We start from the raw sequence: 12,994 nt of genomic DNA, 5'->3' as shown, positions 1-12,994 counted from the left end.
TCAGTATCGCCAGTGAAGTTGCTTATCGTCGGCTCGAACGCTGGCTAATCGACGATCTTGGCTTCAGTCGGGTAACCATCGAGCCAATCATTCCCTGATAATGGCAAATCTGAACCACATAGCTTCTTTCTACTCGCCCTTGCAATGCCCACTTTCTGAGCAATGGTGAATGAACGCAACGAGATAAGCAGTAGCAGAATGGTGCAGACCCGCGCAAAGCCCATACTATTGACCTGAAAAACGGAGGAATGTGTGCAAACGCTGAAACTTATCTGGAATGGTCTGGCCGTTGCTGCCGTCCTCTTCATGGTTTGGAGCGTCGTACAAGCCTTTCAAAAAATGTCAACCCCTCCACCAGCTCCGACCACTACTGTGGAGACACAGATCATCGAGGCCGTGCGGCGAATCAACAAACAGATTTTCATCGAGCACTACGCAGGGGTGGAAGTACGTCATCTCGACGCACCGGGTGGTTGGGCAGCCTTCCTGCGCAACCTCGGTGTACGTCAGGAATTTCTGGTTCTGATCCGGGGGCGCGTACCGGCGGGTATTGATCTAAGCCAACTACGCTCTGAAGACATCTGGGTCAGCAGTGATGGCCGGCGGGCACAAATTACCCTTCCACCGCCACAAGTCTTCACCGAGCAGGTGTCGCTCGATCTGGCTAACAGTCGAGTGATCGAAAATACCGACTTCTGCCCTGGATTTATCTGCCCGCGAACAAACCTTGAGAGCTTTTTTCAAGCGGTCGATGCGGAGGCGAAAGCGGCATTAGTCCAGGCTGCAATTGAGGCTGGCATTCTTTCTCAGGCCGCCCGTGACGCAGAGGCCTACTACACCCAGTTGCTCAACAGTCTGGGTATTGCTGAAGTGCGGGTGATTGTACGTGGGTATAGTGGGGGGTAGTTCGAGAGATCACGCTCAACTTCACTATAAGTATACTGAGGACAACAAACGCTTGGTGGGAAGTGACCAAATGATCGCTTTATGTTCTCAGTTTATTAACATTCAGGAAATCCTCTACTTCATTGAAAGCGTTGAAGAACAATGGCGTCCCGGCAAATGAGAGCGGTGAGACGGGGCCAATCGTCATGAATGAGTACTCTCTGCTGCCAGTATCAAACGATGAATGGGGATCTCTGAATAATTGGTAAAGGTCAAGAGCTTTACTGCGTCCGCCCACTAACTCACTCAATGCCTTGAATTCAGCCCCCATACCTAAACCAAAACCGAAGAAAAAGATGCGTAATTGCTCCAGGATTTCGCGATGCAGGCTAGAGAGTGTCTGACTGATAAACATCCACCCAACGCCATATTTACGTGTAGTACGGGTGGCATCAATCAGGATGCTCCGAATAGCGCGTTGCTCATCACTGCCTGGATCATCGCGGGGCGCAAGACGATGGGCCTCGTCCATTAATACCAGCGTGTTAAGACTGCGGTTTTGTTTGTAGGCATATTCTGCTGCCGTGCGAATACCTTCCAACAAGCGTTTGATCACGAGCGCCTGAATTGTCTCATTCCAAAACAATTGTGTAGGTAGCGGTTGAGGTTGAGGTTGGTCATTATCAAACAGAGGGAGGGATGTTGCTCTCTTACTATTCGTTTGAGTTACCTGTTCCGTTGACAAGTCGATAACGATAAGAGGTCGTTTTTCCTGATTCGGAATAAATAAACTAGTCAATAAGCTTTCTACCTTTTTTCGTGTTCCATTCTGATCTTCACGAAAAAGCTGTGTTATCGGAAGCCAAACAGTTTGGTAGAGATCGTTCTGATTCGTTTCAGCCATTTGTTGACGGACTCGTTCTCTAGCTTCCTTGGAACCATAAATTCGTACCAAAATACGCTCTTCTTTTAAATGGTTCCAGGTCTTGTCGAAACTGTCTCTATGATGCAAATCGGCAAGCTTGATACCATCCTTCTGTAACTGCTCGCTAATAGCTTCTGCTGCTTGGCGCTGGTTTTCGCCAGCCTTCACACCGAGACGTTGGAAGAAACCAGACTCTGAAAGAATGTGCTCAAACAGATCCCACCTATCTAACACTAAATTTCTCACACCATAAACCTTTGTCGGTTTTGTCAGGCTATCTAATACTCGCTTTATCGGCAGGCGAAATACTCCTGGTACCGTTTCACCTCTAACTTCTTTAGCGAATTCCCCTTGCGGGTCGATGACCAAAATCCCCATCTGCGGATGGCGAGCGTAGGCAAGCAGGATCATCTTCGCGAGAACCGACTTCCCGGAGCCGGTCTTGCCAAAGATGCCCAGATGGTACGCTTCACCAGCACCCTGCTGGCCGGTATCGAAATGTTTGAACCACAATGGCAATAGCGGTTTTGAACCATAGATGTGCCCCAGATAGAAAAGCTGATCGCGGTATGGAGAGAGTAATTCAGATAAGACTTTATCGTTAGCCAGATAAATTGGTGTGCCGGTAGCCGGAACGGTACCCAGTATACTGGGACGATATCCATTGGGACCGGCTGCAAATACCGCACTAATCGTCATATCGCCACGGTGGGTATCCTGACGCTCGCTAATTGTGTCTACACGTCCATGCTGACGGATCAGGCTGCGCATAGTGGGGTCTTCATGCCAAACATTGCGCATGCTCACCTCTGTGATCTGCCCTAGAGCGTAGTGCGAGCAATTGTCCTGATAATAACGAAAGAGCGCCAGTTCTCCGACCAACTTTTTGTTGACAGCTCCCGCCAAAATATCGAGTGCCACTTCGTTGGTAGAGGAAGGTGATCCAATGACACCAATTCGTTCGGCCGCATCGACCAATTGATCTAGGTGCTTTGACATCGTTACACTCCTGACTCAGTGCGATAACCATGCAGACCGAGAAAAACATCGGAAATGTTTCCCTGGTACGTCTCAGCGATATGCTGAGAGGTCACCTGCCGAAACGTAGGGATCGCCTTTGGCAGGTGCTTTACCATGCGATCAGCGAGATAGAGGGGGAACGGTTCCATCACTGACGGTGTACCGCATTGGTGGCGGACTCCGTGCAATACCATTGCCAATCGTGATGAGTTTTGGGCAATTGCGCTACTCATTTCTAAGCGAAGGGCTGGGAGCCAGGGGTAGGGTCGATAGTACACCACCTGAATCTCGTTGAGAGCGGCAATAATCTGGCTCGCCAGTTCCTCAACAGTTCGATAACCAGTAGAGGTAAGTGGTGTAATATTCAAATGCCAGGGCTCAGATGGTTGCTGCAATACCCTGGGCTTCGTATATTCTCCTGGCTCTAGAAGAAAACTTAGTAGGCCCCGATCATCGTGTGAGTCGGGCCAGCCCATGACCTGCCCAATCTCGCGCCTTGTTGTGTACTTAGGCACTGCCAACCAGCAACGATCACTACGATTTGAAGTGAGTACCGTCAAGTATGCTTCTAGCATCGAGGATGCTTGTTTGAGAAATTGAGCAGTTGTTCGCAGATGTGCAACTTCCTGGCTTTTATTCAATGCCTGATTAAAGTAGATGAGAGGTGTTGTGAGCGAACCATCGAGAAAAACGATCTCGTGTGGTGCATGTAGTGCCAATTCTAGCTCCATCCCAATCATTACAGCACGCAGAATGGTACCCGTTTCGGCTTCATGCACCTCTGTCTCTACCCAAACCTGATGACGGGGTTCAGGCCAGTGACGTGTTTCGGAAGGTGGTGTCAAACCCTCGACCGCTACTGCGGCTGCGGCAACCAGATCGCTGGCCAATAATCGTTCTATCGCACATGATCCGTCTATTCCGCACGTCGTAGGAACCGGCACGTAGGGCATTTCGGAGTCACGACGAAGCATGCCAGTGCGTTTCAACTCTTCCCGCCATTCTGCCCGATGTGCACGCACCTGTTCAAAATCATGCAGTAACTTCTGGCTAAGATTCTCAGTACGTTTGAGAATCTCATCTATCAGTGCAGATGGTAGTTCGCCGAAAGGACGTTCTGCCGACTCCGTCATAGTATTACCTCGGCTACCTTGTCTTGCCCGATACGTAAGCGATTTTTTATCTCTTCGTTACGCCACTCTTTCCATTCATGCACACGCTCAACACGCGGTAATAGCCAGCGTTCTCTCCACCATGCCACGAGATCAGAGAATGGCAGGTTGCGATAAACTGGCGTGGTATCGCGTCCTTCCATATATGCTTCCAGGTTATCTATGAGACGGAACAGAAATACTTCGCGCTTTATCCCGTGGCGAAGGAATTCAGCCGAGAAGCCTAATCGTTCGAGTGCGCGTACCATTGTTTGCCATTTCCGGCGCGGGCCAGTGCCAAAACCACCGTATGTTGAAATACCCTGGCTTTCCAAGAATTCGCGGAAGAGCGGATATAGTTCCATAAGATGGAACGTGCCATAACCCTCGGTGTATCCAAGCGATTCTGCAATCGCTACGTCCCTGTACTTAAGACGATTATACAGGCTACTTCTTCCAAACGCACTCGTTGTCGTTAGGGCAACAAGATGAGGCGGTAAGATACGCCGTTCCATCTCGGTCATCCGTCCAACGTATTTCTGCCAGTACCGCTGACGAACCTCATTTGATGCCGCAACCAAAGCAACCAGCTTGCCACCAAGGAGATAATCATACGGTGGCACTGCCCCCAACGTTTGAATGTCCATCGTCTGGTTCACTAACTCTGTCTTCCTGCCAGGTGGATACTGAAAGAGACGATCGCGAGCCGGAAAGCTCAGCGGTGGTGACTGCAATGCTAGTAGGCCAATAAGTTTGTTGTTCGCTTGATCGATGAGTAAAAACCGTAAGCGGCGACCATACCCTTTCGAGAATGGCAGCGACCAGAGTAAGCGGGCCACCCGAAAGAGGTCTCGGTGTTGTCTGGTTGTCACTTCAACTAATGCAGGATCGATCCGTTCAGGTATGATGTCGTCTCCATTGGCGAAAAAGTTCAGATACCTGGATAGGTTCCGTTCAAGCCATTCTTGCTGGGTAGCAAGTTCTAGCTGCACCGCTGGCTCGTGAATCTGTCGCATACCTGCTTTATCCAGAACAGGCATGCAAAGGCCGTTATCCTCTGTTACTAAAAAGCCAACTTCTTGCAGTTTACTCAGGACGAGTTTAGCTAATTCTACACTATTCACCATGAAATGCCTACGATGCTATAAACTTCTACATATTTCTGATTAGCATAGCCAGAACAATCCGGTATGTCAACCAATTTTCTCTTGGATCAGAGGTTTTCTACGTTTTCAGTACCTTTGCTGCGCAGTGGGTCTCCCCTCCTTCCACCTCAACATCCTTACCTTATCTCATAGGTGAAGCGTGAGGTAGATTGGTAACCCGCTCACAATGATGTACTGATGCGCCAACCGGTGAGTTTTATCCGCCTACTGCACAACGCGAGCCAGCGGCCCGCGATCCTAGGGAGACAACATAGGGCAGGGATTGCTGACAGCAGGAGCCGGATGTTCGTTGGTGTCGCGCCATAGTTGAACCGTTCGGTCATCGCATGGAACCCAAAGCTGAGAACTCCAAAAAGCCCCAGGTAGAAGGTCATAACGTTGAAGATGCCTAAGCAGGTGTGCGCAACACATCTGCAAGCACCACAATTGGGAGGTTGGGTACACGATAGAATACTGGGCCATTCGTGATAAACAGCGCGCACTGCTGTGAGAGCGCAGTTGCAGCATGAAGCGCGTTGGGCGTTTTCAAACCCAATCCACGCAGGCGAGCCGCTTGCTCCCTCAGCGGTAGCGTGACCGGAATCAGGTTCACTTCCCGGGCGCTCAAAAAATCTCGAAACAGGGCTTCTCATTGCGGGTTCTGATCGCGGATCGGCTTCATAAGTGTTTCGAGTCCCCGATGTTCGCCGCACGTTGATATGCTCAAGGATGTAAGATGTTCTGATCGCGGATCGGCTTCATAAGTGTTTCGAGCCAGGTCAGTTCGCTCGTAATAATCGCTATATTCCCATTATATGCGGCCCGCCAGAGTGGTTCCGATAGAGATCGATACGGCTCGATTCGCTCAATCGCGTAGATCACGGCATTTGAGTCAACATACACTCGGCCGGATAAAGGGAGAATTAGCGTTCCCATGCGTCGCGCTCACCGTGTAGGTAGGAATCAACGTCTTCAGCAGTCTGAAAGGCAAGGCGTCCCGGTGCATCAGCCAGTACTGCTATGAGTAATCGAGATGGCCTGGCAGGTGCATAGGGCAATACGACAATCACTTCCACTGCGATACCAACTGCAAGTTAGGCGTCCACGATCTCGATCTTACCACCTGGCTGAACCTGAGCCGTGAGACGTATTGCGGCCTGCATAGGTCATCCTTTCTTTTGCGCATCGTTCATTTCTTAACATACATCCCCTCCGACTGACAATACCATGCGTATATCAGGATTCAGATTCGCTCCAAATGCCTTCTGGACAGCCGTGCTCGAATGTTGCTGCTCGTGATGATGCTGTCGTAATCGGTATTCATGGTGTATTGTCTATATTATTGCAAGCATATCCGACGCGCTATCGGTGGTCAATGCCAGGGCGGGGAGGAGAGCTTTTCAAAGCTTTCATTCTACTCAGCAGTGTTGAGGTGAGGAGAGAGGACGGGAAACGTGAACGGGAGGGGCAGGTTTCCAACGCGCCCGCACCAGCGTGCTCCTGATCCGACGCGGGTTCTACCGCTACTACCGCACGATACAGGCCTCTGGTCCACGCACCTAGGTGACTTTGTAGGCCGGAATTCATCGGCAGCAGGTGCGTGATGTTCGTCGGTGTTGCTCCATGGTATGGTATTGCGCAGTTTGGTCATCGCATCGCACCCTGAAACTGAAAACCTTGCAGGCTTCTACATACAACGTCAACATACTCTGCAATGCTCAACCATACCACACCTGCAATCGACAGTAGCAGACTAAGAACGCCTTTCCCCCCTACTCCCCTCGCCAGCGGAAAATCAAAATAAACTGATGGATCTGGTTTGCAACGAACGTGTAGGGGTAGCCAAATGGATACAGGCGCTGGCTCTGATCGTGCCAGATTTGGTACCCGCGGTATTCAAGGCCGGGAATCTGGCGTAATGCCACAACAAGATCGGCATGGAGCATGTTGTGATGTTCGGGGGTTGGCTGGAGATCTTTCGCAAACACGACCAGGTGTCCATCGGGCCGCAAGACTTGCAGCGCTGAGGAAAGAATCGCGCTTAGTTCGCGGATAAACTCGTGGTAGGGAAGGTTGCCCAGATCAGCCGGTGATGTGGTGAAGGGGGTTGGTTGTGGTCGCCCACGCTTCCGCCGTTCGCCGGTTTTCGGACGTGCCATCATTGCCGCATACGGCGGATCGGTTAAGATTAGGTCGAAGGGGCGTTCGTGAACTGCCGGCAAGTCGAGAAGATGCCGGGCATCGGCGACCAGGTAGGTTTGCGGTGGTATCCCTAGCTCGGCGCAGACCGCCTGGTAAATGGTTGCGTACTCCGGTGAGAGATCAATCCCAACGGCAGTGCGTTCTTCAAGAGAACTGGCGATCAAGGTACCACCTACGCCCGCAAACGGATCGAGAATATGACCATGCCGACGGGTGAAAAAGCGAATCAGCTCAGCCATCAGTTGTGGTGGTTTGGGTGAGGGATGTTTGCGGCGCAAGTGGTGGGCCAGACTCGCAGCGCCACGAGTAGGGTAGGCAGTGCTAATCACCGACCGCAGAGCGTAGGTCCAAGCCCGTGCATCGAGGTCGTTGAGCCGATTACGAGGATCGCGTTCGTTGGTCATCGGTGATCGCCGGCGATCAAAAAGGTGGCCGGTATCTGTTTGACCCTTCCTTCTCCTCGATCAGGAGAAGAAAGGGTAATGCGGAAATCGTTGTATCGCCTTATGACCGGCGGGCGGCCATTGCTTTGGCAAAACGGGCAAACAGATAGGTCGCATCGTGCGGCCCTGGCCCCGCTTCAGGATGGTACTGCACACTGAAACACTGTAAATCAGGGTAGTCAAACCCTTCCAGCGTCTGGTCGTTCAGATTGATGTGGGTCAAGAGCACACCAGCCGGTAGCGAGTCGGGGTCTACCGCAAAGCCATGGTTTTGCGAAGTAATCTCAACCCGACCGGTTGGTAAATAGCGCACCGGATGATTGGCGCCGTGGTGACCGAAGGGTAGTTTGTAGGTACGTCCACCGAGGGCTAACCCCATCAGTTGATGACCGAGACAAATGCCGAAGATCGGCAACTTCCCAAGTAAGGATCGCAACGTGGCAACAGCGTAGGTGGCCGCAGCCGGGTCACCTGGCCCATTCGAGAAGAAGATACCATCAGGGTTAAGTGCTAACGCATCTTCGGGTGGTGTTGTCGCCGGTACAACGGTCACTCGACAGCCATGATCGACCAGGCGGCGCAAAATGGTGCGCTTGAGACCAAAATCGTAGGCAACAACGTGGAAGATCAGTTCTTGTGCCGGGCCGTTCGGGTAGGGCGGAGTAAACGGAACGCTGTTGGTCGTCCAGTGGTAAGGTTCAGGACACGTCACCACCTGCGTTAAGTCTTGCCCCTCCATCGGCGGGGCAGCCCGACACTTGGCCAGTAATGTCTCAATCGAAGCACCGGTTGTCGAGATGATACCGCGCATCGCACCGGCAGTTCGGATATGGCGTGTTAACGCACGAGTATCAACATCGCTAATCGCGACGATGCCATATTCGCGCAGCAACTGAGCTAGACTGCCGCGGGCGCGCCACGAGCTGTAATGTTCGCTGTAACTACGGACAATGAAACCGGCAACCTGGGGCTGGATCGACTCAGGATCGAAATCGTTGACACCAGTATTCCCAATGTGTGGCGCGGTCATCGTTACCAGTTGACCACAATACGAGGGATCGGTCAATATCTCTTGATAGCCGGTCATGCCGGTGTGAAAGACCACTTCGCCAACCCGCTCACCCGGCGCACCGAAGGAGCGACCGGGAAAGACCCGACCATCTTCTAGAACAAGTACTGCATCCATCGTTTGTTGAACTCTCATGGCGGGCACAGACCGATTGCTGTCGCCCTTCAAACTATTTTGTGTATTGTAACATAGAAGTCACTCTATCCGTTGCGCGACCACAGTGGTTATGCCAGGAGACGACCGGACAAGGAACATCTAGACACACTCTCAGAGCCTCGCTTACCCTTCACACCACAAGGTCTGGTATGATACAGCCCTATGCACATCGTCCAACTCTACAAAGACTATCCACCGATTCAGGGTGGCATTGAAAACCATCTCCGGTTATTGAGTGAAGGCCTGGCAAACCGCGGACACCGCGTAACGGTTGTCTTTGTCGCTCCCGGACGACATGGCTGGCAGATGGAACGGAATGGGGTTACGCTGATAGCCACGCCACGATTATTCACGCTGGCCCGCGCCCCCATCAGTCTACCGCTGCTCTGGCTGATACGACGTTTACAACCTGATCTGATCCATTTTCATCACCCGTATCCGTTCGGTGACCTGGCGTTGCTGGCACTCCCAACCCCACTGGTCGTCACGTATCACAGTGATATTGTGCGTCAACGGGTTTTGGGGCGACTTACTGCACCGATTGTCGAGCAGACGCTACGACGGGCGGCCCGCATTATCACCTCCAGCCCGGCGCTGGTGGATTCATCGCGTTGGCTCGCCCGTCATCGCGAACGGGTGCGCGTGGTGCCGTTTGGGATACCGCCTATGCCTTTACCAGACTCCCGCCTGGTGACAGCACTGCGACATCGTTTCCCTCGTCCAAATGCCTTATTTGTCGGGCGGTTGCGTTACTACAAAGGGGTTGATCGCCTGATTCGCGCTCTCACATTACTACCCTACGGTCACGCAATAATTGTTGGTGGTGATGCCACAGTACGCGGTATCGATCTGATCCGATTGGCTGCCGATGTGGGAGTGGCTGATCGAGTACACGTATTGGGCGCCGTCGATAACGCCACGTTGCGAGCACTATATGCGATTGCCGATGTCTTTGTGCTGCCCTCAGTGGCACGCAGTGAAGCCTTCGGCATTGTGCAGATTGAAGCCCAACAGGCCGGGCTACCGGTTATCTGTACTGAGCTGGGTACCGGCACGACATATGTGAATCTACACCGACGCACCGGCCTGGTCGTACCACCTGACAATCATGAGGCATTGGCACAGGCGCTCCACGATCTCTGGCAAAACCCAGATCGAGCACGAGCCTTCGGGTTAGCCGGACGTGAACGGGCAGCTACCGAGTTTAGCCTTGACCGGATGCTCAGCCGTATTGAAGCAGTCTATGCTGAAGCCCTGACGACAGCGACAGTGCTATAATGGCAATACAAACCTCCGTTCTGCATTACCTGGAGCAGTTCATGGAACGTTTTACCGCGTACATCGAGAGCCAGCGTTCACGTTTTCTTGCCGAACTGGCCGATATTATTCGTATTCCCTCAGTGGCGGCCCAAAATCGGGGCATTGAAGAAACCGCAACCTTCGTTGAGCAACGACTCCGCCGTCTGGGAGCCGAAACCCGCATCTTGCGCGCCGATGGTGGCAATCCACTTGTCTATGCGACCATCGGTCGTGGTACACGCACCCTCTTGATCTACGACCACTACGACGTACAACCAGCCGAACCGCTGGAGTTGTGGCAAAGCCCACCGTTTGAGCTGACCGAACGCAATGGAAAGCTGTACGGTCGTGGAGTTGCTGACAATAAAGGCAATCTTATGTTACGCATACAGGCCGTAGAGTCGTGGCTGGCAACCGAAGGCGAACTACCGATTCGCATCATCTTTGTCGTTGAGGGTGAAGAGGAGATCAGTTCGCGCACGTTACCGGCTGTTTGTCGTGAATACGCCGATCTCTTGCGGGCCGATGGTTGTCTGTGGGAGACGGGAGGAGTGGATTTGAGCGGACGCCCCATGGTCACTTGTGGCGCGAAAGGCATTCAATATGTCGAGTTAATTGCCCGTGGTGCCCGCTATGATCTCCATTCGTCGTATGCCACCTTCGTGCCAAACCCTGCCTGGCGTCTGACCTGGGCACTTAACACGTTGAAAGGCCCTGATGGTCGGGTCCGTATTCCTGGATTCTACGACCGGGTGCGACCACCATCCGACAATGATCTGGCAGCACTGGCATCCATTCCGGCTGACGACGACAATGAATTGTTAGCCAACCTTGGACTGAGCGATTTTCTCGATGGCGTGCGCGGGATTGAACGTTTGCGTCGTCATCTCTTTGAACCAACCTGCACTATTTGCGGTCTGGTGAGTGGCTATACCGGTGAGGGTAGCAAGACCGTCTTACCCAACGAAGCCCGTGCTAAGATTGACTTCCGGCTCGTACCCGATATGGAACCGGCCGAGGTTTTACAGCAGTTGCGGCAGCATTTAGATGCGGAAGGGTTCCAGGATATTGAGATTGTCGATCTGGGAGGTGAACATCCGGCCCGTGGCCCACTCGACGCGGCTATCGTCAGGGCTGCATTAGACTCGGCGCGTGAGGTGTACGGTAGCGAACCGATCCTCTACCCAACAATGGCCGGAACCGGCCCGATGTATCCACTGTGTACGGCGCTGGGCACGCCGGTTGCCAGTGGTGCCGGATGTGGTTACCACGGCTCACGTGTTCACTCACCGAATGAAAACATTCGCCTTGCCGATTACTGGCGGGCAATGCAGTGGATGGGTAGTCTCATACGACACTTTGCCGGGTAAACGACGTACCTGCCTGAACGCCAGCCGTTGGTCATCATCCTGGTGCTGAAGCATTCGTCTCAGGAATATACCATCTGAGGCGGGTTGGGAACCCGCCTCTCCTTCCATCACCGAAGCATTTACGGAGCACCCGGTGTCGTCACCCGAAGAGGGCCAAGCGTAGCCGTCGGTGTCGGCGGAAGCGGCGTCTCACATAGATACTCGGCGACGACCACTGCCCGCTCACGCTCTTGCACGACAATCTCGTGTTGTCCGGGACGTTCAGCGCCAATACGCAACACGATGCGGAATGTACCTGTCTGATCACTGGCTCCCCCCCCTACCGGTCGATCATCGAACAGCACCAGCAATGCAATGTGCGGTCGCGCTTTGCCGCTGAGTTCAACCAGATCGCCCGGCGCACAACGGAGCGCAGCCTGAGTTGTTGGCGTAGGACTGAAGTTCAGTGTCGGGGTTGCGGTTGGTAACAATGTTGGTGACGGTAATGACGTTTGGGTGGTTGATGTCGCAACTGGTGATCGAGTCAAGGTTGGGGTTGCAGTAGGCGATACAGATGTGACGGGTGATGTGCTCGTGCTGGTGGTAGTCAACGTTGGTGTTGCCGTCGCAGCGGGTGACTGGTTCGTCTGGCCCTGGCTACGAGCTGTTGCCGTTAGCGCTGTGGCAACGAGAGCTGTGCGCGTTTGGGCAGCAGCGGTTTTCGTGGGATTACAAATATCTGGATATGGTTCGCAATTAAACCCCGGTTCAACACATCCCGGATAGAGCGGTTGATCGTTGCAGCTCGGCTGGGCAAGCGAATTGCTATACGGCGCTGACAGCGATAACCAGATGGTAAAAGCTATCCCTATCGCAACAATGCTAAGTGGCCAGAAGTGGTGTGACCGTTTCATAGATGCATGTTTTGCCCTTTATCGCTGCGCCACGCGCTCAATCACCTGAGCAAACGTCTCAAAGCGCTGTGATCCGACAATGGTTTCGTTCCCAATCCGAAATACCGGTCGGGCGTAAATCCCTTCTGCGAGCGCTGCTGCATAGTCATCTTGCACTTGCGACCGGTACGTATGTGCATCCAGACAGGCTGTAAACGCATCAACCGGAATGTCTAACCCGGCAGCCAGTGCAATCACCGTCTCACGAGTATTGAAATATAGTTGATTATAACGCGCATAAATCTCACGACGCAATTCCCAAAAACGACCGTGATCGGCAGCACATTCACTGGCCTCAGCCAGCAATTGCGAGCGTTCACCCAATTGTAGCAGATGGCGATAGACGAGACGTACCTGGCCGGTAGCAACAAATGCTTCGATCAAACGCGGTTCAACA

Annotated in this window: 12 protein-coding genes; 3 read left to right on the top strand and 9 right to left on the bottom strand. The window is 52.9% G+C overall.

The features are described from left to right. Positions 1–252 precede the first annotated feature (252 nt). Positions 253–906 carry a DUF4230 domain-containing protein gene (locus JE47_RS0117050; RefSeq protein ID WP_031460914.1) on the top strand — a complete coding sequence of 218 codons (654 nt, stop codon included), beginning with the start codon at positions 253–255 and terminating at the stop codon, positions 904–906. Between the two features lie 79 nt (positions 907–985). Here JE47_RS0117050 and JE47_RS0117045 read toward each other — a convergent pair whose 3' ends face one another. From JE47_RS0117045 to carA, 7 genes are all read right to left on the bottom strand, one after another. After that, complete coding sequence (locus tag JE47_RS0117045; protein ID WP_031460913.1) at positions 986–2,809, bottom strand: ATP-binding protein; 1,824 nt, start codon at positions 2,807–2,809, stop codon at positions 986–988. Positions 2,810–2,811: 2 nt separating this feature from the next. After that, positions 2,812–3,963, bottom strand: coding sequence for a DNA double-strand break repair nuclease NurA (locus tag JE47_RS0117040; RefSeq protein ID WP_031460912.1), 1,152 nt, complete (start codon positions 3,961–3,963; stop codon positions 2,812–2,814). Continuing rightward, on the bottom strand, positions 3,960–4,997 hold the full coding sequence (locus JE47_RS0117035; RefSeq protein WP_236631278.1) for a Druantia anti-phage system protein DruA: 1,038 nt from the start codon (positions 4,995–4,997) through the stop codon (positions 3,960–3,962). Before JE47_RS0117035 ends, JE47_RS0117040 begins: the two co-directional genes overlap by 4 nt. A gap of 538 nt (positions 4,998–5,535) precedes the next feature. Beyond that, positions 5,536–5,769, bottom strand: a complete 234-nt coding sequence (locus JE47_RS22595; protein WP_081910063.1) for a PIN domain-containing protein — start codon at positions 5,767–5,769, stop codon at positions 5,536–5,538. Between the two features lie 80 nt (positions 5,770–5,849). Continuing rightward, positions 5,850–6,062, bottom strand: a complete 213-nt coding sequence (locus JE47_RS0117025) for a type II toxin-antitoxin system VapC family toxin (protein WP_031460910.1) — start codon at positions 6,060–6,062, stop codon at positions 5,850–5,852. 836 nt (positions 6,063–6,898) lie between these two features. Continuing rightward, positions 6,899–7,732: a TRM11 family SAM-dependent methyltransferase gene (locus JE47_RS0117020; RefSeq protein WP_031460909.1), complete on the bottom strand. Its 834-nt coding sequence runs from the start codon at positions 7,730–7,732 to the stop codon at positions 6,899–6,901. Positions 7,733–7,832: 100 nt separating this feature from the next. Continuing rightward, positions 7,833–8,957 carry a glutamine-hydrolyzing carbamoyl-phosphate synthase small subunit gene (carA, locus tag JE47_RS0117015; protein WP_031460908.1) on the bottom strand — a complete coding sequence of 375 codons (1,125 nt, stop codon included), beginning with the start codon at positions 8,955–8,957 and terminating at the stop codon, positions 7,833–7,835. 201 nt (positions 8,958–9,158) lie between these two features. Here carA and JE47_RS0117010 point away from each other — a divergent pair, with 201 nt between their 5' ends. After that, positions 9,159–10,274 (top strand): glycosyltransferase, encoded by a 1,116-nt coding sequence (locus JE47_RS0117010; RefSeq protein WP_031460907.1) that lies wholly within the window; start codon positions 9,159–9,161, stop codon positions 10,272–10,274. 41 nt (positions 10,275–10,315) lie between these two features. Next, positions 10,316–11,665 (top strand): M20 family metallopeptidase, encoded by a 1,350-nt coding sequence (locus tag JE47_RS0117005; protein WP_031460906.1) that lies wholly within the window; start codon positions 10,316–10,318, stop codon positions 11,663–11,665. 119 nt (positions 11,666–11,784) lie between these two features. On the opposite strand, the gene JE47_RS0117000 is transcribed toward JE47_RS0117005, so the two are convergent. Together JE47_RS0117000 and JE47_RS0116995 are read right to left on the bottom strand one after the other, a co-directional pair. Further along, complete coding sequence (locus tag JE47_RS0117000; RefSeq protein ID WP_031460905.1) at positions 11,785–12,558, bottom strand: hypothetical protein; 774 nt, start codon at positions 12,556–12,558, stop codon at positions 11,785–11,787. A gap of 18 nt (positions 12,559–12,576) precedes the next feature. Beyond that, on the bottom strand, positions 12,577–12,994 hold a 418-nt coding region (locus tag JE47_RS0116995), incomplete at its 5' end, for a DsbA family protein (protein ID WP_031460904.1).

Source organism: Chloroflexus sp. MS-G, from assembly GCF_000735195.1.
Lineage (GTDB): Bacteria > Chloroflexota > Chloroflexia > Chloroflexales > Chloroflexaceae > Chloroflexus.
Note: the sequence above shows the minus strand (reverse complement) of the source record. Positions and strands in the feature narration are given on the sequence as shown.

Bases quoted from the DNA above. Each gene is read 5' to 3' on its own strand.
- JE47_RS0117045 (WP_031460913.1), bottom strand. From the start codon at position 2,809: ATGTCAAAGCACCTAGATCAATTGGTCGATGCGGCCGAACGAATTGGT.
- JE47_RS0117040 (WP_031460912.1), bottom strand. From the start codon at position 3,963: ATGACGGAGTCGGCAGAACGTCCTTTCGGCGAACTACCATCTGCACTG.
- JE47_RS0117035 (WP_236631278.1), bottom strand. From the start codon at position 4,997: ATGCGACAGATTCACGAGCCAGCGGTGCAGCTAGAACTTGCTACCCAG.
- JE47_RS0117025 (WP_031460910.1), bottom strand. From the start codon at position 6,062: ATGGGAACGCTAATTCTCCCTTTATCCGGCCGAGTGTATGTTGACTCA.
- JE47_RS0117020 (WP_031460909.1), bottom strand. From the start codon at position 7,732: ATGACCAACGAACGCGATCCTCGTAATCGGCTCAACGACCTCGATGCA.
- carA (WP_031460908.1), bottom strand. From the start codon at position 8,957: ATGGATGCAGTACTTGTTCTAGAAGATGGTCGGGTCTTTCCCGGTCGC.
- JE47_RS0117010 (WP_031460907.1), top strand. From the start codon at position 9,159: ATGCACATCGTCCAACTCTACAAAGACTATCCACCGATTCAGGGTGGC.
- JE47_RS0117005 (WP_031460906.1), top strand. From the start codon at position 10,316: ATGGAACGTTTTACCGCGTACATCGAGAGCCAGCGTTCACGTTTTCTT.
- JE47_RS0117000 (WP_031460905.1), bottom strand. From the start codon at position 12,558: ATGAAACGGTCACACCACTTCTGGCCACTTAGCATTGTTGCGATAGGG.